Annotated in this window: 18 protein-coding genes and 2 pseudogenes; 11 read left to right on the top strand and 9 right to left on the bottom strand. The window is 72.3% G+C overall.

What is annotated here, in order from left to right:
* Window positions 1-86 precede the first annotated feature (86 nt).
* The 4 genes from ACN28A_RS11355 to ACN28A_RS11370 all read left to right on the top strand — a co-directional run bounded on the left by ACN28A_RS11355 (window position 87) and on the right by ACN28A_RS11370 (window position 5,644).
* Entirely contained in the window at window positions 87-2,828 is a 2,742-nt protein-coding gene (locus ACN28A_RS11355; protein ID WP_421394825.1) for a DEAD/DEAH box helicase, read from the top strand.
* Window positions 2,829-2,911: 83 nt separating this feature from the next.
* A complete protein-coding gene (locus ACN28A_RS11360) occupies window positions 2,912-3,121 on the top strand; it encodes a hypothetical protein (protein ID WP_421394828.1) in 210 nt (69 codons plus the stop codon).
* A 465-nt stretch (window positions 3,122-3,586) separates the two neighbouring features.
* Window positions 3,587-4,978, top strand: a complete 1,392-nt coding sequence (locus tag ACN28A_RS11365; RefSeq protein ID WP_421394830.1) for a hypothetical protein — start codon at window positions 3,587-3,589, stop codon at window positions 4,976-4,978.
* A 123-nt stretch (window positions 4,979-5,101) separates the two neighbouring features.
* On the top strand, window positions 5,102-5,644 hold the full coding sequence (locus tag ACN28A_RS11370; RefSeq protein ID WP_421394831.1) for a hypothetical protein: 543 nt from the start codon (window positions 5,102-5,104) through the stop codon (window positions 5,642-5,644).
* Between the two features lie 51 nt (window positions 5,645-5,695).
* Here the strand turns inward: ACN28A_RS11370 and ACN28A_RS11375 are convergent.
* From ACN28A_RS11375 to ssd, 7 genes and pseudogenes are all read right to left on the bottom strand, one after another.
* Window positions 5,696-6,091: pseudogene (locus ACN28A_RS11375) on the bottom strand (Rv3654c family TadE-like protein); the annotation flags it as partial.
* Window positions 6,088-6,456, bottom strand: a complete 369-nt coding sequence (locus tag ACN28A_RS11380; RefSeq protein WP_421394833.1) for a TadE family type IV pilus minor pilin — start codon at window positions 6,454-6,456, stop codon at window positions 6,088-6,090. The gene ACN28A_RS11380 and the pseudogene ACN28A_RS11375, both read right to left, overlap by 4 nt.
* Entirely contained in the window at window positions 6,453-6,623 is a 171-nt protein-coding gene (locus ACN28A_RS11385) for a DUF4244 domain-containing protein (RefSeq protein WP_203869302.1), read from the bottom strand. The genes ACN28A_RS11380 and ACN28A_RS11385 overlap by 4 nt, the downstream gene beginning before the upstream one ends.
* A 22-nt stretch (window positions 6,624-6,645) precedes the next feature.
* On the bottom strand, window positions 6,646-7,452 hold the full coding sequence (locus ACN28A_RS11390) for a type II secretion system F family protein (protein WP_421394835.1): 807 nt from the start codon (window positions 7,450-7,452) through the stop codon (window positions 6,646-6,648).
* A 116-nt stretch (window positions 7,453-7,568) separates the two neighbouring features.
* A pseudogene (locus ACN28A_RS11395) lies at window positions 7,569-8,111 on the bottom strand (type II secretion system F family protein); the annotation flags it as partial.
* 287 nt (window positions 8,112-8,398) lie between these two features.
* Window positions 8,399-9,628, bottom strand: coding sequence for a TadA family conjugal transfer-associated ATPase (locus ACN28A_RS11400; RefSeq protein WP_421394837.1), 1,230 nt, complete (start codon window positions 9,626-9,628; stop codon window positions 8,399-8,401).
* A 52-nt stretch (window positions 9,629-9,680) separates the two neighbouring features.
* Window positions 9,681-10,793, bottom strand: coding sequence for a septum site-determining protein Ssd (gene ssd / locus ACN28A_RS11405; RefSeq protein WP_421394840.1), 1,113 nt, complete (start codon window positions 10,791-10,793; stop codon window positions 9,681-9,683).
* Between the two features lie 304 nt (window positions 10,794-11,097).
* On the opposite strand from ssd, the gene ACN28A_RS11410 reads away from it, so the two are divergent.
* The 3 genes from ACN28A_RS11410 (at window position 11,098) to ACN28A_RS11420 (ending at window position 13,883) form a co-directional block, all read left to right on the top strand.
* Window positions 11,098-12,150, top strand: coding sequence for an alpha/beta hydrolase (locus ACN28A_RS11410; RefSeq protein WP_421394842.1), 1,053 nt, complete (start codon window positions 11,098-11,100; stop codon window positions 12,148-12,150).
* Between the two features lie 110 nt (window positions 12,151-12,260).
* Window positions 12,261-12,674, top strand: coding sequence for a VOC family protein (locus tag ACN28A_RS11415; protein ID WP_421394844.1), 414 nt, complete (start codon window positions 12,261-12,263; stop codon window positions 12,672-12,674).
* A 408-nt stretch (window positions 12,675-13,082) separates the two neighbouring features.
* Window positions 13,083-13,883, top strand: coding sequence for an HAD family hydrolase (locus ACN28A_RS11420; RefSeq protein ID WP_421394845.1), 801 nt, complete (start codon window positions 13,083-13,085; stop codon window positions 13,881-13,883).
* 108 nt (window positions 13,884-13,991) lie between these two features.
* On the opposite strand, the gene ACN28A_RS11425 is transcribed toward ACN28A_RS11420, so the two are convergent.
* Window positions 13,992-14,792 carry an oxidoreductase gene (locus ACN28A_RS11425; protein WP_421394848.1) on the bottom strand — a complete coding sequence of 267 codons (801 nt, stop codon included), beginning with the start codon at window positions 14,790-14,792 and terminating at the stop codon, window positions 13,992-13,994.
* Window positions 14,793-15,106: 314 nt separating this feature from the next.
* Between ACN28A_RS11425 and acs the strand changes: the two genes are divergently transcribed.
* Both acs and ACN28A_RS11435 read left to right on the top strand, forming a co-directional pair.
* Window positions 15,107-17,074 (top strand): acetate--CoA ligase, encoded by a 1,968-nt coding sequence (gene acs, locus ACN28A_RS11430; protein ID WP_421394849.1) that lies wholly within the window; start codon window positions 15,107-15,109, stop codon window positions 17,072-17,074.
* A 430-nt stretch (window positions 17,075-17,504) separates the two neighbouring features.
* The gene (locus ACN28A_RS11435) at window positions 17,505-19,817 is read left to right on the top strand and encodes an immune inhibitor A domain-containing protein (RefSeq protein WP_421394850.1); all 2,313 of its coding nucleotides are present in this window, start codon (window positions 17,505-17,507) and stop codon (window positions 19,815-19,817) included.
* Window positions 19,818-19,958: 141 nt separating this feature from the next.
* On the opposite strand, the gene ACN28A_RS11440 is transcribed toward ACN28A_RS11435, so the two are convergent.
* Window positions 19,959-21,155 carry a C45 family autoproteolytic acyltransferase/hydolase gene (locus ACN28A_RS11440; protein WP_421394853.1) on the bottom strand — a complete coding sequence of 399 codons (1,197 nt, stop codon included), beginning with the start codon at window positions 21,153-21,155 and terminating at the stop codon, window positions 19,959-19,961.
* 193 nt (window positions 21,156-21,348) lie between these two features.
* Here ACN28A_RS11440 and ACN28A_RS11445 point away from each other — a divergent pair, with 193 nt between their 5' ends.
* Together ACN28A_RS11445 and ACN28A_RS11450 are read left to right on the top strand one after the other, a co-directional pair.
* Window positions 21,349-21,513 (top strand): hypothetical protein, encoded by a 165-nt coding sequence (locus tag ACN28A_RS11445; protein WP_421394854.1) that lies wholly within the window; start codon window positions 21,349-21,351, stop codon window positions 21,511-21,513.
* Complete coding sequence (locus ACN28A_RS11450) at window positions 21,510-22,451, top strand: alpha/beta fold hydrolase (protein WP_421394856.1); 942 nt, start codon at window positions 21,510-21,512, stop codon at window positions 22,449-22,451. The genes ACN28A_RS11445 and ACN28A_RS11450 overlap by 4 nt, the downstream gene beginning before the upstream one ends.
* Window positions 22,452-22,518: the final 67 nt, after the last annotated feature.

A 22,518-nucleotide genomic window follows, 5' to 3' on the forward strand; every position in this document is an offset into this window, starting at 1 on the left:
ACCATCGACCAGCGGACCGCGCACCGAAGGCGGACCGACGCTACCCGGCCTTCCGACGCACGTACGAGAGTGCGAGAGTGCAGGGCGTGACATTTCCAGCAACAGTATCGGCCGGTGCCGGTGGCGGGGACGCCCGCCCGACCGGTGGCCCCGGCGCGGGCGAGCTGCTGGACCTGCTGCGCGGCCGGGCCCACGCCGGCACCGGTATGGCCGGGGTGGTCGGTGCGGTCGGCTCGTTGGGTGGCCCGGTCACGCACGTCGAGCGGTTGCCGGCGCGTACCGGCACGGCAGTCGACTGGCCGGACTGGGTGCCGGCGGAACTGCGCGCGGCCCTCGCCGGGCAGGGCGTGGTCGCGCCGTGGCGACACCAGGCCGAGGCCGCCGGACACGCGTACGCCGGCCGGCACGTGGTGGTCGCCACCGGCACCGCCTCCGGAAAGTCCCTCGCGTACCAGCTTCCGGCGCTGGCCACGCTGCTCGCCGACCCCCGGGCCACGGTGCTCTACCTGGCCCCGACCAAGGCGCTCGCCGCCGACCAGCTCCGGGCCGTCGCCGCACTCGACCTCGACGGGGTACGCCCGGCCTGCTACGACGGCGACACCCCGCGCGCCGAACGGGACTGGATCCGGGCGCACTCCCGGTTCGTGCTGACCAACCCGGACATGCTGCACCACGGCATCCTGCCTGGGCATGCGAAGTGGTCCGCCTTCCTGCGCCGGCTGGCGTTCGTGGTGGTCGACGAGTGCCACACCTACCGGGGCGTGTTCGGGTCGCACGTGGCACACGTACTGCGCCGGCTGCGGCGGCAGGCGGCACGCTATCCGCGTACCCCGAGGTCGGTGCCGGGGCAGCGCAGCGGGACGGGCGGTGCCGGGGCGGCGCCGGCCGGACCGGTCTTCGTGCTGGCCTCGGCGACCTCGGGCGACCCGGCGGCGGCGGCCGGGCGGCTGACCGGGCTGCCGGTCACGGCCGTCACCGAGGACACCGCGCCACGCGGCGGGCTGACCTTCGCGCTCTGGGAGCCGCCACTGCTCCCGTCCCCATCGTCGTCGCCCTCCCAGTCGTTGCGGTCGTCGTCCGAGTCGCCGTCGTCGTCCCAGTCGCCGCCGTCGTCCCAGTCGCCGCCGTCGTCGTCCGAGGCGTCGTCCCAATCACCGTCGTCCCAGTCGCCGCCGTCGTCGCGGTCGTCGTCGGAGGAGGAGGCTCCGGTCGGTTTCGCGAAGCCGGTGCCGGTAGGCCCCGGGAGGGATGCCGGACTCGACGCCGCCCCGGTGCGCCGGTCCGCGTTGCGCGAGACCGCCGACCTGCTCAGCGACACGGTCGCGGCCGGAGTCCGGACGCTGGCCTTCGTCAAGTCCCGGCGCGGGGCCGAGGTGATCGCCACCACCGCCCGGCGCTCGCTGGACGAGGCCGTCCCCGGGCTGGGCAGCCGGGTCGCCGCCTACCGGTCGGGCTACCTGCGCGAGGAGCGCCGCTCGCTGGAACAGGCACTGCTCGGCGGCGAGTTGCTCGGGCTCGCCTCGACCAGCGCGCTGGAACTCGGCGTCGACCTGGTCGGGCTGGACGCCGTGCTGATCTGCGGCTACCCGGGCACCCGGGCCTCGCTCTGGCAGCAGGCCGGCCGGGCCGGGCGCTCCGGGCGGGAGGCGCTGGCCGTGCTCGTCGCCCGGGACGACCCGCTGGACACCTACCTGGTGCACCACCCGGAGGCGCTGTTCGGCCGGCCGGTCGAGGCGACGGTGCTCGACCCGGCCAACCCCTACGTGCTGGGTCCACAGCTGGCCTGCGCGGCGGCCGAGTCCCCGCTCACCCCGGCCGACCTGGAACTCTTCGGCGAAGGCGCGAAGGAGGCGGTCGAGGCGCTGGTGGCCGCCGGTGCCCTCCGCTCCCGCCCGACCGGCTGGTACTGGCGGCACGTCGGGCGGCCGGAGGTGGACCTGCGCGGCACCGGCGGTACGCCGGTGGACGTGGTCGAGGCGTCGACCGGCCGGTTGCTCGGCACGGTCGACCCGGCGTCGGCGCACTTCCAGGTCCACCCCGGCGCGGTCTACCTGCACCAGGGCGTCTCGTACGTGGTGGACGACCTCGACCTGGACGGCGGCTGCGCGCTGGTGCACGCCGAGGAGCCGGACTGGTCCACCCATCCCCGGGACGTCACCTCGCTGTCGGTCGTCTCGGTCCGCTCCTATCTCGACGCCGGACCGGTCGGGATGTTCCTCGGCGAGGTCGACGTGACCAGCCAGGTGGTGTCGTACCAGCGCCGCCGGCTCGCCTCCGGCGAGGTACTGGCCACCCTGCCGCTGGACCTGCCCGCCCGGGAACTGCGTACCGTCGCGGTCTGGTTCACCGTCTCACCGGAGTCGCTGGCGGCGGCCGGGGTGGAGGCGGCCGAGATGCCGGGGGCGCTGCACGCCGCCGAGCACGCCGCGATCGGGCTGCTGCCGCTGGTCGCCACCTGCGACCGCTGGGACATCGGCGGACTGTCGACGGCGAACCATCCGGACACCGAGGCGCCGACGGTCTTCGTCTACGACGGGCACCCGGGCGGCGCCGGTTTCGCCGAGCGGGCGTACCGGGCGGCGGCGGCGTGGCTGACCGCGACCCGGGACGCGATCGCCGAGTGCGGCTGCGAGGCCGGCTGCCCGTCCTGCGTCCAGTCGCCGAAGTGCGGGAACGGCAACAACCCGCTGGCCAAACCGGAGGCGGTCCGGGTACTCGACGTGGTGCTGACCAACCTGGCCAAGGTCGGTCCGGCGGACCCGGCCGAACTGACCAAGACGGCTCCGGCGGACCCGGAGGAGGTCGGTCCGAGGACCGATCGCGGATAGTCCGTATTCGCACGCATGGATCGATGTGGATCTGGTTAAGTTACGCTGGGAGCGCTTCCACGGATCCGCCTGAGGAGGACGTCGTGGCCGACACCATCGCCGAGACCGTCGAACTGCTGTACACGATCGACCAGTCACATCTGACCGTCGACCAGCAGATCGCGCTCTCGCAGGCGTATGCGGCACTGGCCCAGGCCGAGCGCCTGGACCAGATCCACCAGATGCTGCACAGCATCCATCAGGTGATGAACAGCTGGGTGGTGCGCCGGGCGTCCGAGGGCGGCCTCCGCTGAGAACCACGGCCTCCGTTGGGGCGTGAAGCTGCGAAGCCGTGGGACCGGCGGCATCGGCCGGGGTATCCGAAGGAGCCCTGCCGGCGGGTCATCGGCCGGCACTGGACGATCCGACCAGTAGATACGCACCGATCACATTCGGGTGAAGTCGCAGGCTCGGTCACGGCATTGACAGGCGCAAATTTCTATACGTAGAGTTGAGTTGTTACTCACATCGCGTTATCGCCACGCCACCACCTCTCTGGTTTGGTCGCTTGGTCCACTCCTGATTCGCCGCACTCCCCGTTCGCCGTCCGCTGCACTCCCCGTTCGCCGTCCACTGGCCGCGCGTCTCGACCAACTGCGGCCGAGCGCATCCCACCGGTGAGCCGTCGGGGCGGTGGCCATAGTCGTTCCGTCCCGCCGACCGGGTCAGGTCGCCGCTGCCGGCCGCCGCCCGGTCCGTCCCGAAGGCAGGTCGTCGCCGTGTCCATCCCCGTCAGCACCGTGGCCGGTCGGCCCGGCCCCGGCCACCGCGCAGCCGGCGAGAGCACAGCCCAGGCACGCGCAGCCGGCAGCCGCCGGTGTGCTCTGATCGCCGCCGGCCTGGCGCTGGTCGTCAGCGCCGCCCTCACGGTCGCCCTGCCGTCGACCGCTGTCGGCAGCGAGGTTCCGGGCGCCGGCGCCCTGGACGCGCGGCCGGATCGGGCCCCCTCGGTGGTGGCACAGGCAGCACCACTCTTCGTTGACGATTTCGAGGACGGCGACGCCGCCGGCTGGTCGACCACCGGGGGACGGTGGTCGGTCGGCACGGACACCACACGGGTGTACCGGCAGAGTTCCGGCACCGCCGCCGCGAGCGCCCGGACCGGCGACTCCGGCTGGACCGACTACACGCTCAGCGTCCAGGTCAGGCCGATCGCGTTGAACAGCGCACGCTCCTCGATCGGGCTGCTGGCCCGGGTCCAGTCCACCACCACCCACTACTACCTGAACATCCGTGGGAACGGGCTGCTCGAACTGGGCAAACGCGTCTCCGGCCGGACCACCGTGCTCGGCACCGCCCCGGCGACACCGGCGATCGGGGGCTGGCAGACGCTGCGGCTCGCCCTCCGGGGCAACCAGCTGGTCGGGCAGCTCGGAAGCGCTTCGGTCACCGCCGTCGACAACCAGCTCAGCCAGGGCCGGATCGGCCTTGCCACCAGCTACGCCACCAGTTGGTTCGACGACGTACTCGTCGAACCGTCGGCTCGGGACATCCGGCCGCCGAGTGCGCCCGGACAGCCGCAGGTGCTCTCGGTGGAGCCAGGCCAGGTCACTCTCACCTGGCCGGCGTCGACCGACGACGTCGGGGTGACGCAGTACTACGTCTATCAGGGCGACCAGTTCTATTCGCAGTACCTGGCCCGGGTCGTACCGGACAACACGCCGTTGACCCTGCAACTCGGCCCGACGGCTGCGACCACGCATTTCTCGGTCACCGCCCGGGACGCGGCCGGCAACATTTCCGCCTTCTCGCCGCGGGCGCTCGTCCCCCAGCCGCCGAGCTTCCCGCGTAGCGGCAACGACACCGTCCCGCCCAGCCCGCCGGGAAACCCTGTGGTCACCGCCGTCACCCCGAACGGATACCAGGTGACCTGGGAACCGGCGACGGACAACATCGGGGTGATCGAATACCACGTCTACCACGTGTTCGCGATCGACGAGGTCCGGATCGCCGCCAAGGTCACCACCAATTCCGCGGTGTTCATGCCACGCGGCGGCTACGAGACGATCCGGATCGTCGCCTACGACGCCTCGTGGAACAGCAGCAGCAGCGCCAGCGTGCCTCTCGGCCCACCCCCGACGCCCCCTGTCACACCCCCGGTGACCCGATAGGGCCGGCGTACTGGAGGCGGCCGGACGACCGGTGGTCGGATGCCGCTTCGTGGCTGAGCCAACGTCGCTGTGACGCGCCGGTCTGCGCTCGCGTGGTGGTAGTCGACGGGCTACCGTCGGCGGATGGCCACGCTCACCCGCCGGTACCGCTACGTCGGCCCCGCCGACATCCGGGCAGCGATCCGGCCGGAATCCGGCGGTTACCGGGTCACCTGCCCGGGTGACTTCCTGCGCTGGGTATCGTCGGTGGCCGAACCCGAGCGGGCGGAGCCGGTCACCTACGTGGTGGACCTGACCGGCGTGCTGCGGCTGGCGCCCCGGCGCAGTGAGCACGTCTCCTGTGCGGAGGGCCAGGACGTACTCGCCGCCGGAGAGGTTGCCTTCGAGCTCGAATCGACCAGGCGGTCCGCTGCCTCCTCCGGCCGGTGGGTCGTCGGTTACGTCTCCAACCAGTCGACCGGCTACTGCCCCGATCTCGACTCCTGGGCGGCGGTGGCCCCGGCGCTCGACCGGGCCGGCCTGCCGCATCCGGGCGGCTTCACCGCCGAGTTGGTCTTCCGCCGCTGCCCCGACTGCGACCTGCGCAACGTGGTCCGCGACGGCGACTTCACCTGCGTCGGCTGCGACGGTGAACTGCCGCCACATTGGAACGTCGACGGACGATAGCCGAGCCGGGCTCGGAGAAGCCACCTCGTTCCGGACGAGGGCTTCCTCGTTTCGGATGGGGCCGGCTCGGGCCGTCACCCGGGCCACTCTGGTCATCCCGGGCAGCGGTTCGACCGTCACCTCGGCGGTGACCTGGAGGTCGAACCCGTCCACGATGCAGCGGGTGAGCCGGGCGCTGTTCGCGGCGGCGACGGCCGCAGCCCTGGCACATGCCCGGTCGGGACCTTCCACCGTGCGGGCCGCACCGGCGAGCGCACCGAGGTCCGCCGCTACCCGGGCCTGATGCCGGGCCACCCGGGCAGCACCGATCGCCGCACCCGCGAGGCTGAACGCCACCAGGACCAACCCGACGGCGAGCAGCCACACGGTCGCGCTACCCCGATCGGACCGGCCGGCACCCCGACAGGTCGCCCGGGGACCCGTCGACGCACCCAACCGGGTCGTCATGGCGCCGGCTCCGCCGCACCCGGCTCGACCGCCGCCACCGCGATCGCGCTCACCGTCAGCCGAGGCAACCGTGCCCCGAGCGCACGCACCGGTGCCCGCACGGTGGCCACCACCTCATCACCGCGCACGGACACCGACACCGTCGCACCCGGCGGTGCGGCCCGGACCCCGGCCGGTTCGCCAGCGGCACCGCGGGAGGCCGCCAGGGCCGCCTCCCGCGCAGCGTCCACGCACTGCCCTTTGGTGGTCACCGCGTTGACTGCGGTGAGCCCGGCAAGCAGCAACAGCAGCAGCGCCGGCAGGCCGGCCGCCAGTTCGGCGGTGAAGGAGCCCCGATCGCGGTCGACCGGCCAGCGCCGCCTCACGACAGGGCCCGGTCGATCACGCTCGCCAGCGCAGCCTGCACCCGCCCGGAGGTGAGTACCTTCAACAGGATTCCGGCGAAGGCGACGGCGGCGAGGGTGCCGACGGCGTACTCGGCGGTGTTCATTCCGGCGTCGCCACGGAGCCGGGCGGTCAACTTGCGCAGCATCAGGTTTCCCTTCTCGAATCGTTCACAGCACGTCGCCGAGCACGGCGACGATCACCGGCACCAGGCCGGCGAGGATGAAGGCGGGCAGGAAGCACAGGCCGAGCGGCAGCACGATCAGCACACCGGCGCGCCGGGCCGCTGCCTCGGCCCCGGTCACCCGGTCGGCCCGGAGATCGTCGGCGAGCCGGGTCAGGGCCCCGGCCAGCGCCGCACCGCTGGCCGAGGAACGGACCGCCGCCGACCTGAGCCGCTCCGCACCCGGCACCGGTCCGAGTCGCGTCCACGCCTCCTCGGGCGTACCGCCGAGTTGGAGCGTCCGGCCCACCTCGCCGAGGCGCTCGCCAAGCGGTCCGCCGAGCGCTCCGGCGACCGCACAGACGGCCCGGTCGACGGGTGCGCCGGCCCGCAGTGCCGCCGCCAGCAGGTCGGCGGCGAGCGGCAGGTCGGCCGACTCGCGCAGCCGGCGGCGCCGGACGGTGGCTGGTTCGAGCCGGCGGAGCAGCCGGTCGAGGACAACAGCAGTCGCGGCTCCGAGTAGAACGCCGAGCCAGCCGCCGAGCAGGACGCCGACCACCAGACCGGCCAGTCCGGACACGAGCCGGACGAGGTCGATCCGGCCCGACCAGCCCGGTGCGTTCCCGCCCGGCTCGGTCCAGCGCATCCGGACGCGCGGCGATTCGCCGCCCGCCCACCCGGCTGTCCGAACGGGCGGTCCAGCGGCGCCGATCGCGCCGAGTCGCCGCCGGGCCGAGGCGCGGGCGGACATCCCGGCAAGGGCCAGCAGCAGCGCGAGACCGGTCAGGACTCCCGGGATCAGGATCCGCGCCATCGTCAGCGCTCCGAGGCGACGAGCCGGGTGAGCGCCGTCGCCGGATGCCGGCAGTGTGCCGGGTCGGAAACGTGCTGCCCCACCTCGCCGCCGACCCGGTCGGCGCGGCCGGCACCGCTGAGTCGGCCGGCCCAGGACAGGCCGGCGAGTTGTAGGACTATCGCGCCGACCGCGCAGGCGGCGCCGAGCGGTGTGTGCAGCAGGACCGCCAGCGGGTCGACGCCGATGGCGTAACCCAACGCGATCCCACCGGCCGGCAGCCCGGCCAACAACCACGCGGTGGCCCGGGCGCCCGCCGCCTGTGCCCCGGCTGCGGCCAGTCCCCGATCCATCGCCCGCGCATCGGCCTCGATCCGATCCAACAGATCGGCCAGGGGTGCACCGGTCTGCTCGGCGAGGCGTACCGCCGCTCGGGCGAGATCGAACAGCCGACCGGAGTCGTGGGCCACCATCGTCCGAGCGGGTGGCCCGGCGGCTGTTGGTGTGCGGGGCGGCCGTTCGGTGAGGGTCGAGGGCGGCAGGCCGGCGCGGAGGTCGGCGGCGAGTCCGCAGAGTTCGTCGAGTTGGCGGCGACGGTGTCGCTCAGCCGACCGGAGTGCCCGGCTGCGCAGCAGGCCGCGTGCCGCCAGGCCGGTGTAGGTGCCGACGGCGAGCGCGGCGACCGGACCACCGGCGAGGCCGCCGACGGCACCGCCCAGGACAGCACCGACGACGACGGCTGCCCACGGCGGTACGGCACCCAGCAGTCGATCCAGGGTGCTCGGCCGGAACACCCCGGTACCGTTCGCGGGTGCCTGCCACGGCTGGCCAGCCGAGATCGAGCGCCGAAGGGTCGCGGTATGGCGTCCGCCGATCACCGCTCGGCGGCGGGAGCGAATCCGCCGCGCCGGCCAGCCGACCAGGATCACGGCGCCGACCAGGCACAAAGGCACCAACCACCAGGTCGTCACGGCGTACCCCGGGTCAGCTCCCGCTGGCCGGCCGAGGGGTGCGGCCAGGGCCGGGATGTGGCCTCCAGCAGGGGTGGCAGCGGAACCCCGCGCTCGGCGATAAGCGCCGCCAGTGCCGGGGCGGCCGGCCCGAGTCCGCGATCCCGACGCCAGGCCGGTACGACGGTGACCAGTCGCTCCGGTCCCGCCGGCAGCAACAGGCAGACCGCCTCCAGCACGCGTCCCGTCGAGCCGCGGCGGACCTGGAGCAGCACCTGGAGCGCGGCGGCCACCTGGGCGTGCAGGGCCGGCCGGGGCAGCCCGCCGAGCAGACCCAGTGCCTCCAGCCGGGCCGGTACGTCCGCCGGAGCGTTGGCGTGCAGGGTGCCCGCCCCGCCGTCGTGTCCGGTGTTCAGAGCGGAGAGCAGGTCCACCACCTCGGCCCCCCGGCACTCGCCAACCACCAGCCGGTCGGGGCGCATCCGCAGGGCCTGCCGCACCAGGTCACTCAGCCCGACCGAGCCGGCACCCTCCACGTTGGACGTCCTGGCCTGCAGGCCGACGACGTGCGGATGCACCGGTCGAAGCTCGGCCGCGTCCTCGACCAGCACGATCCGTTCGGTCGGCGGCACCAGCCCGAGCAGCGTGTTCAGCAGTGTCGTCTTGCCTGATCCCGTGCCGCCGACCACCAGATAGGCGAGCCGGGCGGCGACCACCGCCGCCAGCAGCGTGGCGGCGCTGCCGGACAGGGTGCCGTGGCGTACCAGGTCGTCGAGGGTGAAGGGGTGCTGGCGGAAGGTACGCAACGACAGGTACGGCCCGCTGGTCGCCACCGGCGGCAGTACGGCGTGCAGCCGGGTGCCGTCCGGCAGTCGCGCGTCGACGTACGGGCTGCCCTCGTCCAGCCGTCGGCCACACGCGGCGGCGAGCCGCTGGGCGAGTCGGCGTACCTCCTCGGGGCCGCCGAGCGGAACGGACACCGGGGACAGGCCGTTGCCCCGGTCGACCCAGACCTCGGTGCCGTTCACCAACACGTCGGTGACCCGGTCGTCGGCGAGCAGTGGCGTCAGCGGGCCGGCCCCGACCAGCTCGTGATGCACCCGGGTGGCCATCCGCAGCACGGTGGTGTCGCCGAGGACGGCGGCATCGGGCTCGGCGCGTACCGCCGCGACGACGGCCGCCGGAGTCACCGTCGTGCCCTCGGCGGCGAACCGGCGCCGGACCCGGGCGGCGAGTTCGTGCCTCATGACCCGACCGTCCCGGTGCGGCCTCGTACGGTCATCGTGTGGCCTCGGGCGGTCATCGTGCTTCGGCCGGTACACCGGCCGCACCGGTCAGGTCGGTGACGATGCGCTGGCAGAGCGCGGCCAGTGGGCCTCGTCCGGCCGCCGCCGGGGCCTCGCCGCGTTCCAGGTTCCGGCAGAGCGCCGGCTCGGGCCGCAGCGTGCCGGCCAGTGGCAGGTCGAGTGCCCTGGCGACCTCCCGGGCCTTGAGCCGGCCCGGTGCCGGGCCGCGCACGATGACCGAGAGGTTGGCGCAGTGCAGCCCGGCGGCCGCGACCACCCGGGCCGCCGCCGCGGTGGCCCGCAACTCGGCGGGTACCAGCACGAACGTCTGGTCGGCCGCCTGGAGGGCGATGACCGCGGCGTCGTCGAGTTGCCGGGGCAGGTCGACGACGACGATGTCCCGGCCCCGCCGGCCGGCGTCCATGGTGGCCGCCATCGCCTCGGCGGGCAGCGCCAGCAGGTCACCGCGATCCCAGGAGAGCATCACCAGGTCGCCCCGGCTGGGCAGCGCCCGGACCAGTGCGGGAGCGTCGACCCGGCCGTCCGCCTCGGTCAGCGCGGGCCAGCGCAGGCCCTCCAACTGTTCCCAGCCGAGCACCAGGTCGAGGCCGCCGCCGAGCGGGTCCGCGTCGACGAGCAGGGTGCGCAGGCCGCACCGGGCGGCGGTGATGGCGAGCCCGCCGGCCAGTACGCTCGCGCCCGCCCCACCTCGCCCGCCGATCACCGCGACGATCCGGGCCGGTCCGCCCACCGCCCCTCGCCCGGTCAGGCTCTCGCCGAACCGGTCGACCAGCCAGGGCTCGGCCGCCGGCAGCACGGCGACGTGTTCGGCGCCGAGCAGCTCGGCCACCTCCCAGCCGCCGTCACCCTCTCCCGAGCGGCCGACCAGCACCACCCGGGGCCGGCGGGGCAGTCTCGCCCGTAGGCAGGCCTGCGCCTGGTCGGTGCCGACCACCACGAGTGGCGCGGCGGCCCAGCGGGACCGGGCCGACGCCGGATCGGCGGCCACCTCCACCTCGCCGCCACCCGCCGCCGCGAGCCGGAGCAGTTCGTCGAGTAGCTCGTTGTCCGAGGTGACCACCAGGGGCAGGCGCGGTCCGGAACGGACCGGGGTACGCGGTGGCATCACGTCCTCCTGTGCTGAGATCCGGCTCCAACGGGCGGTCCGGCTACCCGCACACCCTGGCGTCGACGAACCTCGCCCCGAGCCCGGAAAGTCCGCGCTGTGGATAACTGGACCGGCTGTGGATAACGCCCGTCAGGTCAGTTGATCTGGTAGGTACGCGATGGGACGGACCTCCCGGGGGAACGCCGCCGACCAGGCAATATTCGGAACCGACAGGGGTACCCGAGCGGGGCAGGCCGCGACCGTCACCCAGCGGCCAAAATCGGAGAGGCGAAATCGGAGAGGATCGGGGGAAGGAGCCGTCATGGCGCAGTCCGTGCGGATGACCTCGGTGGTGCTGGAACCGGCCGCGGCGGAACTGGCCCGCAAGACGGCGACTCCGCCGTACCCGTTCCAGCTCGGTCCGGAGCAGGGGCGGATGCAGTTGGCCCAGCTGCAGTCGGGCAGCATCCCCCGCCCGGAGGTGGACATCGAGGACATCATGGTGCCGGGCGGGCCGACCGGACAGGTACCGGTCCGAATCGTCAAACCCCGCGGCGCCGGCCGGTTCGGCGGCGCGGGCGCCGGGCTGGGGGAACGACTCCGCTCCGCCGCGCAGGAGATGATGCGGCCGCGCGGCATCGGCGGGATGCTGCCGGCGGTGCTCTACATCCACGGCGCTGGCTGGGTCTTCGGCGACTCCCTCACCCACGACCGGCTGATCCGCGAACTCGCGGTGCAGGCCAACGCGGCGATCGTCTTCCCGGAGTACAGCCGGTCGCCGGAGGCGCGGTTCCCGATCGCGGTCGAGGAGTGCTACGCGGTGGCGCAGTGGCTGCTCGACCAGGGCGACGACTACGGTCTCGACCCGACCCGGCTCGCCATCGCGGGCGACTCGTCCGGCGGCAACCTGGCAACGGTCGTGACGATGCTGGCCGCGCAACGCGACGGCCCCCGGTTCGCCCGGCAGGTGCTGCTCTATCCGGTGACCGACGCCGACTTCGACACCGCGTCCTATCGGGAGTTCGGCACCGGCTACTACCTGGGCAGGGAGCAGATGATGTGGTTCTGGGACCAGTACCTGCCGGACCGGGCCGAGCGCACGGACCCGACGGCCTCGCCGCTGCGGGCCAGGCCGGAGCAGCTCCGGAACATGCCGCCGACCCTGGTCACCACGAACGAGGCGGACGTGCTGCGCGACGAGGGCGAGGCGTACGCGGCGAAACTGCGCCAGGCCGGCGTACCCGTCACCCAGGTCCGCTACCAGGGCACCGTCCACGACGTGGCGATGCTCGACACACTGGCCGCCACCCAGGCCGCGCAGGCGGTCACCGCCCAGGCCGCGACGACCCTGGCCCGCGCCCTGCACCACGAGTAGCAACGAAACGGGACCATCCGCCGCCGCGCGCACCGCCGGGCACCGGGCCGTGGATCAACGGGTACGGGAAGCGGCGCGCCGTACGGGCGGCACACTCGTATGGTGACCTGGTGAAGACCCTCCACACGGCGTACCGCGTCTCGGACGTCGCCGCCTCGCTTCGCTTCTACACCACGCTCGGGTACACCGTTGTCGGCCGGGTGGATGTCGGGGAGGGCGTCAGTCTGACCGTCCTCAAGTTCCCGGAGGAGGAGTTCGTCACGCTGGAACTTGTGCACCGGCCGGACGACGGGCCGGTGGACGTCGGCACCGGGTTCAGCCACCTCGTGATACAGGTCGACGACCTCGCCGGGACGGTGGACAGGCTGATCAAGTCGGGGCTCTGGCCGGGTCCGGTGGAACAGCCCGCCGGCCCGTACGGCCCGCAGACCTCCTGGCTGACTGACCCGGACGGCTACCGGATCGAGCTGGTGCAGTGGCCTCCCGGGCATCCCGCCGGGATCACCGCGGCCGATTTCGGCTAGCCCGCTGCCACCGGAAGACCAGCTTGGGCAGCCATCAATACTCCTGTGAACAGCATGAATACGCTTCACCCGGTAAAGCGACGACCCCCGTCGGGGGGAGACGGGGGTCGTCTGGGGTTCGGCTCCGGGGGGGTCGAGCCGAACCCACCCGGCGGTCACGGGGGGTGCGACCGCCGAGGTCTACCGAGCACAGAGGATATGAAAGTGTGTCGTAACTACAAGCATGCCTGAGTCGACCCGTATACGTCGAGTGGCGTTAACTTCCACTCCCTGCGAAAGTCGGCCGATGAGGTGTGACCGTGATCACCCTAGGGCTGATCGGCCGATCAGGGGAGAACCGGTCGGCAGGGGCCAAAGGCGACCCCGGGCACCCGCTGACCATAGACCATCCGGCTAGACTTTCGCGCCGTGGGCCGAAGCGCCGCTTTCTTCGATCTGGACAAGACCGTCATCGCCAAGTCGAGTGCGTTGGCGTTCGGTCGTCCGTTCTACCGGGACGGGCTGATCACCCGCCGCGACGTGGTCAAGTCGGCGTACGCCCAGCTCATGTTCCGGCTGGGTGGGACCGACGAGCAGACGATGGCGCGTACCCGGGACTACCTGGCGGCGCTCTGCAAGGGCTGGCCGGTGGAGCAGGTCCGGCAGATCGTCGCCGAGACGCTGCACGAGCTGATCAACCCCTACGTGTACGCCGAGGCGGCTGCCCTGATCGAGGAGCACCAGGCGGCCGGCCGGGACGTCGTACTCGTCTCCGCCTCCGGCGAGGAGATGGTCCGGCCGATCGGCGAACTTCTCGGCGTCGCCGACGTGATCGCCACCCGGATGACGGTGGTGGACGGGCGGTACAGCGGCGAGGTGGAGTTCTACGCGGCCGGCCCGAGCAAGGTCGACGCCGTCGGCGAGCTGGCCGAGGAGCGCGGCTACGACCTCTCCGCCTCGTACGCCTACTCCGACTCGGTGAGCGACCGTCCGCTGCTGGAGTGTGTCGGCCATCCGAGCGTGGTCAACCCGGACCGGGCGCTGCGCAAGCTCGCCATGGAGAACGGCTGGCCGGTGCTGGAGTTCCGGCACCCGGTGCCGCTCGGTCGCCGGCTCCGGGAGCGTCCCGCCGTGCCGGTCGCGGCGGCGGCCATCGGGGTCGGCGTCGGCGTCGCCATCGGCATCGCCTGGTACGGCCGGCACCGCCGGGCCCGCGCCGCTACCGCCTGACCCACGCCAGCCGCGCCTGACAACCCACGGCAGCACCGCGTGGGACATGCCCGGGGCAACGGCACCGCCTGGGACAGGCCCGGCCGGCACCGCCGAGGCGAGCGCCGTTCAGCCGATCTCGTCGCCGATTCCGGTCAGCTGGTCCGCGCCGATCTCCACCGCCGTGGCGTAGTGCCGCAGCCAGGAGCGAAGCCCGTCCGGCGTACCGGTGGCGAAGGCACCCGCCGCACCTACGTACTCCGGCTCGCGTTCCAGGTGCCCCAACTCCACCGCAATCAGGCCACGCGGGTCGAACCCGGTCGAGATCAGGGTCAACCGGGCGGCGGCCCGGGCCACCACCCCGGACGGCCCGGCGAAGGGCCGCAGCGCCAGCAGTTCCCCGTGTACGACGGCAGCCAGCACCACCGGCGACACCGACGTCCCCCCGGCGACCAGTCCGGCCAGCCCGTCCAGCCGGGCGCCGAGCGCGACCGGCACCCCGGACGCCTCGCCGCCGGGACCGGAGCCAGCGCCGGAGCCGGAGCCGGGACCGTGCTCCGGGGCGGGCCGGCCGAGCGCATCCTCCGGCACGACTCCCCTGGCGGCCAGGGTGTGCAGCCGGGCGAGAACCTGTCTGGGCGCCTTCGGCCACAGGTCGGCCAGTCCGGGCAGTGCCCCGGCGACCCGGAGGGCACCCTGGAGTACCGGATCGGTGACGGTGCCGGCGCGGACCGCCTCGCGCTCGTGGGCGTACCCCTCCAGAGCGGCACTGGCCACCGCGGACCGCAGGCTGACCTCGGCCGCGACCTGGCCGCCCTGCCGGCGCAGTGCGCGGTGTCGCAGCGCCTGGTCGACCCGCTCGCGCGCCCGGTCGACGGCCGGCGCGACGTCGGCGAGGTCCAGCAGCGGGGCGAGCGGGTCGGCGGCCATGCCGTCAACCGTAGTTGCCGCCCGGTTCGTCCCCGCGCCGAGCACCGGAAACCACGGCCGGGCGAGCACCGGACAGCATGGCCGGCCGAGCACCGGAAAGCACGGCCAGGCAAGCACCGGACAGCCCAGCCAGGCGAGCACCGGGAAGCACGCCCACCAGGCAGCCGGCCGCCGCGCGGTTGACCGGCGAGCGCCGGAACGCGGCCATTCGGCGCGTTGACCGGCGCGAGTCGGGCGGACCCCTCGCCCCGGCTACCAGGCCCGATTAACCTCCTAGCGAACGACCCTGACGCGACGCCTGAGGAGCCACCCACATGAGCGAGACTCTGGCAAACCTGTTGCAGGAGACCCGGCAGTTCCCGCCGCCGGCCGAGCTTGCCGCCGCCGCCAACGTGACCGCGGACGCCTACGACGAGGCGGCCGGGGACCGGTTGGCGTTCTGGGCACGCCAGGCGGGCCGGCTGGACTGGGCACAGGAGTGGGACCAGATCCTCGACTGGTCCAACCCGCCGTTCGCCAAGTGGTTCGTCGGCGGGAAGCTGAACGTCGCCTACAACTGCCTGGACCGGCACGTCGCCGCCGGGCACGGCGACCGGGTGGCGATCCACTGGGAGGGCGAGCCCGGCGACACCCGCACCATCACCTACGCCGACCTGCTGGCCATGACCAGCCAGGCGGCGAACGCGCTCACCGACCTCGGCGTCACCGCCGGCGACCGGGTGGCGATCTACCTGCCGATGGTCCCGGAGGCGGCGGTCGCGATGCTCGCCTGCGCCCGGATCGGCGCCACCCACAGCGTGGTCTTCGGCGGTTTCTCCGCCGACGCGCTGACCAACCGGATCCAGGATGCCAGCGCCAAGGTGGTGATCACCGCCGACGGTGGGTTCCGCCGGGGCAAGCCGTCGGCGCTGAAGCCGACCGTCGACGAGGCGGTCGCCAAGTGCCCGACGATCGAGCGGGTGCTGGTGGTCCGGCGTACCGGGCAGGAGGTGGCCTGGAACGGCGACAAGGACGTGTGGTGGCACGAGTCGGTCGAGACCGCCTCGACCGAGCACACCGCCGAGGCGTTCGACGCCGAGCACCCACTCTTCATTCTCTACACCAGCGGCACGACGGCGAAGCCGAAGGGCATCCTGCACACCTCCGGCGGCTACCTGACCCAGGTCGCCTACACCCACCACGCGGTCTTCGACCTGAAGCCGGATACCGACGTCTACTGGTGCACCGCCGACATCGGCTGGGTGACCGGGCACTCCTACATCGTGTACGGCCCGCTTGCCAACGGCGCCACCCAGCTGATGTACGAGGGGACTCCGGACACCCCGCACAAGGGCCGCTTCTGGGAGCTGGTGCAGAAGCACAAGGTGACCATCCTCTACACCGCCCCGACCCTGATCCGCACCATGATGAAGTGGGGCGACGAGTTCCCGAAGCAGTACGACCTCTCCTCGCTGCGGCTGCTCGGCAGCGTCGGCGAGCCGATCAACCCCGAGGCGTGGATCTGGTACCGGCAGAACATCGGTCGGGGCGAGTGCCCGGTGGTCGACACCTGGTGGCAGACCGAGACCGGGGCGATCATGATCTCGCCGCTGCCGGGGGTGACCTCGACCAAGCCGGGCAGCGCGATGCGCCCGCTGCCGGGGATCAGCGCCGACGTGGTGGACGACCAGGCCAACCCGGTGCCGGACGGCGGCGGCGGCTTCCTGGTGCTCAGCGAGCCGTGGCCGTCGATGCTGCGCACCATCTGGGGCGACGACGAGCGGTTTATCGACACCTACTGGTCCCGCTTCGACGGGCTCTACTTCGCCGGTGACGGCGCGAAGAAGGACGACGACGGCGACCTGTGGCTGCTCGGCCGGGTCGACGACGTGATGCTGGTGTCGGGCCACAACATCTCCACCACCGAGGTGGAGTCCGCGCTGGTCTCGCACCCGTCGGTCGCCGAGGCGGCGGTGGTCGGCGCGACCGACCCGACCACCGGGCAGGCGATCGTCGCCTTCACCATTCCGCGCGGCTCGGTCGACACCGAGGGCGACGCGGGCGAGGCACTCATCGCCGAACTGCGCGAGCACGTCTCGAAGACCCTCGGCCCGATCGCCAAGCCCCGGCAGATCATGCTGGTGCCGGAGCTGCCGAAGACCCGCTCCGGGAAGATCATGCGCCGGTTGTTGCGCGACGTGGCGGAGAACCGCTCGCTGGGTGACGTCACCACGTTGCAGGACTCCTCGGTGATGGACCTGATCTCGTCCGGGATGCGTTCCGGCAAGTCCGACGAGGACTGAGAGGCGAGCGGTCGCGGACCGCACCTGGCACACCACGATCGATGGGCGGACCCGCTGCGGGTCCGCCCATCGCCGTCCGGGCCGCCGGCGGAAGGGCTGGTCAGGCGGTACGCGTCGGCCCCGGCCGCAACCTCGCACGGCACCGGCCGCCGCCCCGCGCACCCGGTTGTCGGCCGGCGGTGCGGCGGGCGGACGTGGCACCGAAGATCGGGGTTCCTCCCGTAGCCGAATCGTGACATTCCAATGTCCGAAAATAGGTAACCGTTAGAATGCTTTCGCCCTGATTAGACGTAGATCCGACCACCCGAACGAGGCGTCTCCGACCCGTGACAGGGTCCGACCGATCTGCAATGGTGATGGTCGCGTACTGATGACAGTGCCCGCCAAGAGCCGGCCTGTCCTGTAACACTTCCACAAAGGAGGAGGACCTTTGAGGAGACGAGTCACGGCGGGCCTGGCGGGTGCCACGGCCACGCTGTTGGCCGCCAGCGCGCTCTCCGCGCCGGCGTACGCCGCTCCGTCGGCGCCAGCCCCCGTGGATCGGGAGCCCCAGGGTGCGGCCCACCGGGCCGACAACCTGCCCGACCCGCTAGCCGAGCAGCACCAGCAGGTTCGCCAGGAGGCGATCGCCGCACTGCTGTCCGGCAAGGCCAAGCTGCAGACCCGCAACGGGTCGAAGGTCATCCAGATCAAGGCCGACCGGTTCGTCGAGTACCAGCAACCCCCGAAGTCCGACCCGATCTTCACCATCCTGGTGGAGTTCGGGAACCAGAAGGACTCGCGCACCGGCGGCACCGACGGCCCGTTGCACAACCAGATCAAGGAACCGGACCGGGTCTACGACGGCGGGGCGACGGACGACAACAGCACCATCTGGAAGCCGGACTTCAACCGGCAGTCGTACCTCGACCTGATGTACGCCAAGGGCAAGGAGTCGATGGCCGACTTCTACCTGAAGCAGTCGGGTGGCCGCTACACGGTCGGCGGCGACGTCAGCGACTGGGTGAAGGTCCCGTTCAACGAGGCCCGGTACGGCAGCAACGAGATCCCGGAGTCCGACGGCTACTGGAACTTCGTCAAGGACACCGCCACCTCGTGGTACGAGTCGCAGGTCGCTGCCGGCAAGACCCCCGAGCAGATCAAGTCCTACCTCGCCCAGTTCGACATCTGGGACCGGTACGACTACGACGGTGACGGCGACTTCAACGAGCCCGACGGCTACGTCGACCACTTCCAGGCGGTGCACGCCGGTGAGGGCGAAGAGGCCGGCGGCGGCGCCCAGGGCGCGGACGCCATCTGGTCGCACCGCTGGGCCGCCTTCCCGAACCTTCAGGGCAGCGCGGGACCGGAGAACAACAAGGCCGGCGGTGTGCAGATCGGGAACACCGGCCTCTGGATCCGCGACTACACCACGGAGCCGGAGAACGGCGGTCTGGGCGTCTTCGCCCACGAGTACGGCCACGACCTCGGCCTGCCCGACCTCTACGACACCCAGGGCGGCGACAACGGCGTCGGGTTCTGGAGCGCCATGGCCTCCGGGTCCTGGCTCAACCACGGCAAGCAGGACATCGGCTCCACGCCGGGCTACTTCGACCCGTGGTCGAAGCTCTTCATGGGTTGGCTGAACCACTCCACCGTCGAGTGGGACAGCGGGACCACGTTCGCCACCCTCGGTGCGGCCGGCAAGACCGACGGCCTGGCCCAGGCGGTCGTGGTGAACCTGCCCGACCAGGAGGTCAGCACCGACTACAACACCCCGTTCGCGGGTGAGTACGAGTGGTGGGGCGGCAGCGCCGACGACCTGAACAACACCATGGCCCGGACCCTCGACCTCACCGGGGCCACCACCGCCGCCATCACGGCGAAGGCCCAGTACGAGATCGAGGAGGACTACGACTACCTCTACGCGGAGGTGTCGACGAACAACGGTTCGACCTGGACGCCGCTGGCCAACGACCTGATCGAGGAAGGCGAGACCGGCGTCGACGGTTCGACCGACGGCGAGTGGATCGACCTGACGTACGACCTGTCGGCGTACGCGGGGCAGACCGTGCAGTTCCGCTACCGCTACCAGACCGACGGCGGTGTGCACTTCGCGGGTCCGTTCCTGGACAACATCTCGCTCGTCGTCAACGGTGCGGCGGTCTGGACCGACGGCGCCGAGACGACCGACCCGGCGTGGACCGTCCGCGGTTTCAGCCGGTTCACCGGTAGCGTCACGGAGACGGTTCCGCACTTCTACATCGCGGAATACCGGACCTACTACGGCTACGACAAGACCCTGAAGACCGGTCCCTACAACTTCGGCTGGCAGAACACCAAGCCGGACTTCGTGGAGCGGTTCTCCAACCACCAGGGCCTGCTGGTCTGGTACGTGAACTACGCGTACGGCGACAACGACACGATCGACCACCCGGGCTTCGGCCTGAACCTGCCGGTCGACGTCCGACCCGGCCCGATCACGGTGCCCGGCGTCGGCAACATCACCAACCGGCGCAGCAGTTTCGACGCCACGTTCAGCCGGTTCGCCAAGCCGGCTCAGACGTTCCACCTCAACGGGGTGGCGACCACGGTGCCGAAGCTCAACCCGGTGACGGTCTTCAACGACTCGGACCCGAACCGCTACTGGTCGGCGCAGAACCCGATGAACTCGGTGAAGGTTGCCGGCACCGGCACCAAGATCGAGCTTCTGCTGGAGAACCGCCTGATCAGTGACCTGGCGATCATCAAGGTCAGCAACTGAGCACCTGATCCGCTGATCCGACGTACCGTCGGGGCCGGAGGCGCACAGCGCGCCTCCGGCCCCGCTCGCGTTCCCGGCGAACATCGGCAGCAGGGCGATCGGCGGCGTGCCCGTCCAGGCCAGCCCGGCGGCGCGCTGCCGTCAGAGGGCGGCCAGGTCGCGCCAGCCGTACCGGTGGCCGCAGGGCGGACCGGCCGCGATGCCGAACCGGCGGTCGTCCAGGTCCAGCAGCACCGAGTAGACCGTCTCGGAGCGCTCGGCCCGCGGCATCCGCTCGTCGACGTGCCGGCAGATGCTCTGCGGTGCACTGGCGTGGTCCCGGAAGAGCGCTTCGAGGTCGGCCTCGCCGACCTTGCCCTCGGCCGCTCTCGGCGCCAGCAACCGCCTGGCCCGGGCCGACCGGAACAGCGACGAGCCGCCCCAGTCCTTGATCGTGTCGTAGACCGGCAGCGCCGTCTCCAGGTGGTTGGCGTGCGTGAGGTAGCCGTCGACCGGATGCAGCCAGCCGGCGTCCCCGGGCACCAGTTCCAGGTCGATCAGCTCGCCGCCGGCCTCCGCCGCCTGGCCGAGCAACAGGTTGATCGAGCTGTTCCGGGTGCCCCGGAAGGCGGCCTTCAGCGCCTCGGAGAGGCTGTCCGCCTCCAGCGCCGCCCGCAGCAAAACGTGGTACGGCACACCCGGCTCGACACCGGGACCCGGCAGTCCGTCCCGGTCACAGCCGAGCATGTTCACACAGACGCCGACCCCGGCCGAGTTCAGCCCGGTCTTGGCCACCATCCCCGCCTCGGTCAGGGTCAGCACCGTCAGCCCCTGCTCGTCCCGGGTGCAGAGCAGCAGCATCACGTCACGCTGGTCGGGGTGCCAGTCCCAGTTCTGCCCGAGCAGCAGGTGACCGTTGCCGGTGTGCGTACCGAGCACCCCTACCGTCGTACACCCGCCCGCACCGGCGTCCGGCGGCGATCCGGCTGCGGCGTCCGGCGGCGCCTCCGTACCGCCCTCCCGGTGCCGGCCGTAGATCAGCTCGGTACGGGCGTTCAGCGCGTAGATCTGCTCGACCCGGGCCCCGGCGCCCTCGGCGACCCCGTCCAGCAGTTCGGCGACCCGGGGATGGTGCCGCCGGGTCGCCTCCCGGAAGGCCCGCCCGGCGACGGCGACCGCCACCTCGTCCAGCCCGCCCTCCTCGCGGAACCGGCGCAGGTAGAAGTCCAGATTGGCGACGATCAGGTCACGGGCCGCCGCACCGTACCCGAGGCCGCACTCGGTCGGGGTGCCCTGCACCCGGATCAGCGGCACCGGCAGGTCGTCGTCGGCGTGGTGGGGCCGATGGTCGGAGGTCATCCCAGCACGTTAACCGGGCACCGGATCGGCGTCACCGGTGTTCTTCAGCCCTGTCCGGGATTGCCGAGGCCCTGTCCGGGATGCCGAGGAGCCCTGTCCGGAACTCCCGAGGCTGCCCGGGATCTCCCGGACGATCCCCTGATCCTCGGATCGCGCCGGGTCCGTCCGGGACGGCTGGCCCTAGGCTGTGGGGATGACGCAGCGAACCGGCCAGGTCAGCGAGGAACGGCGCGGCGAGGAGCGGACCGGCCAGGAGCGGCCCGGCGGGCGCCGCCGGCACCGGCCCGACATCCGGTACGCCGCCGGGCGGAAAGCGCGGACGAACGCCGCCGGTCCCGCCACGGGTGGGCCGGAATGAGCGAGCGCGGTGCCGGCCGCGACTCGGTGGTCGACGAGTCCTGCGTACTAGTGGACGGGCCGTGGACGCACCGCTTCGTCGGCGCCAACGGCAGCCGGTTCCACGTCGTCGAGGCCGGCAGCGGGCCGCTGGTGCTGTTCCTGCACGGCTTCCCGGAGTTCTGGTGGGCCTGGCACGAGATGCTGCCGGCGGTCGCCGACGCCGGCTACCGGGCGGTCGCGGTCGACCTGCGCGGTTACGGCGCGAGCGACAAGCCGCCCCGGGGGTACGACGGCTACACCCTCGCCGCCGACGTCGCCGGACTGATCCGGGCTCTCGGCGAACGTTCGGCCGTACTTGTCGGCTCGGGAGCCGGCGGCATGATCGGCTGGACCGCCGCCTCCTTCCACCCGAGCCTGGTACGCCGGCTGGTGGTGCTCGCCGCACCGCACCCGCTCCGGCTGCGCGCCGGGATCTTCGCCGACCCGCGCGGCCAGTTCGCGGCGGCCACCCCGACGCTCAAGTTCCAGATCCCCCGGTACGAGCACGTGCTGACCCGGGACGACGCGGCGCTGGTCGGCTTCTTCCTGCAACGCTGGGGTGGGCCGCGCTGGGTCGACAGTCCCGGCTTCGCCGACTACGCGGCGCGTTGCCGGGAGGCGATGCGCATCCCACAGGCGGCCTTCTGCGCGATGGAGGGCTACCGCTGGGCGTTCCGGTCGGTACTGCGGCTGCACGGCTACCGGTTCGTCAAGCTGATGCAGAAGCCGCTGGTCACCCCGACCCTGCAACTGCACGGCGCGCTGGACGAGGCATCGCTGCCGCGTACCGCCCAGGGCTCCAGCCGATATGTGGTGGCTCCGTACGAGTGGCGGCTGCTCGACGGCGTCGGCCACTTCCCGCACGTCGAGGCGACCGACCTGGTGCTGGGCGAGGTGCTGCGCTGGGCCAAGTCGTGACTCATACCCGGGTCCGGCCCGGGCGGGTGTGCGCGGCGCAGTCTCCCCGGCCGGTGTGCGGGGCGGG

It is taken from the genome of Plantactinospora sp. WMMB782, assembly GCF_049179135.1.
GTDB lineage: Bacteria > Actinomycetota > Actinomycetes > Mycobacteriales > Micromonosporaceae > Plantactinospora.

Coding starts and splice junctions, on each gene's coding strand:
- ACN28A_RS11370 (WP_421394831.1), top strand. CDS start 5,102: ATGGCCACGCTCACCCGCCGGTACCGCTACGTCGGCCCCGCCGACATC.
- ACN28A_RS11385 (WP_203869302.1), bottom strand. CDS start 6,623: ATGCTGCGCAAGTTGACCGCCCGGCTCCGTGGCGACGCCGGAATGAAC.
- ACN28A_RS11390 (WP_421394835.1), bottom strand. CDS start 7,452: ATGGCGCGGATCCTGATCCCGGGAGTCCTGACCGGTCTCGCGCTGCTG.
- ACN28A_RS11400 (WP_421394837.1), bottom strand. CDS start 9,628: ATGAGGCACGAACTCGCCGCCCGGGTCCGGCGCCGGTTCGCCGCCGAG.
- ssd (WP_421394840.1), bottom strand. CDS start 10,793: ATGCCACCGCGTACCCCGGTCCGTTCCGGACCGCGCCTGCCCCTGGTG.
- ACN28A_RS11410 (WP_421394842.1), top strand. CDS start 11,098: ATGGCGCAGTCCGTGCGGATGACCTCGGTGGTGCTGGAACCGGCCGCG.
- ACN28A_RS11425 (WP_421394848.1), bottom strand. CDS start 14,792: ATGGCCGCCGACCCGCTCGCCCCGCTGCTGGACCTCGCCGACGTCGCG.
- acs (WP_421394849.1), top strand. CDS start 15,107: ATGAGCGAGACTCTGGCAAACCTGTTGCAGGAGACCCGGCAGTTCCCG.
- ACN28A_RS11440 (WP_421394853.1), bottom strand. CDS start 21,155: ATGACCTCCGACCATCGGCCCCACCACGCCGACGACGACCTGCCGGTG.
- ACN28A_RS11445 (WP_421394854.1), top strand. CDS start 21,349: ATGACGCAGCGAACCGGCCAGGTCAGCGAGGAACGGCGCGGCGAGGAG.
- ACN28A_RS11450 (WP_421394856.1), top strand. CDS start 21,510: ATGAGCGAGCGCGGTGCCGGCCGCGACTCGGTGGTCGACGAGTCCTGC.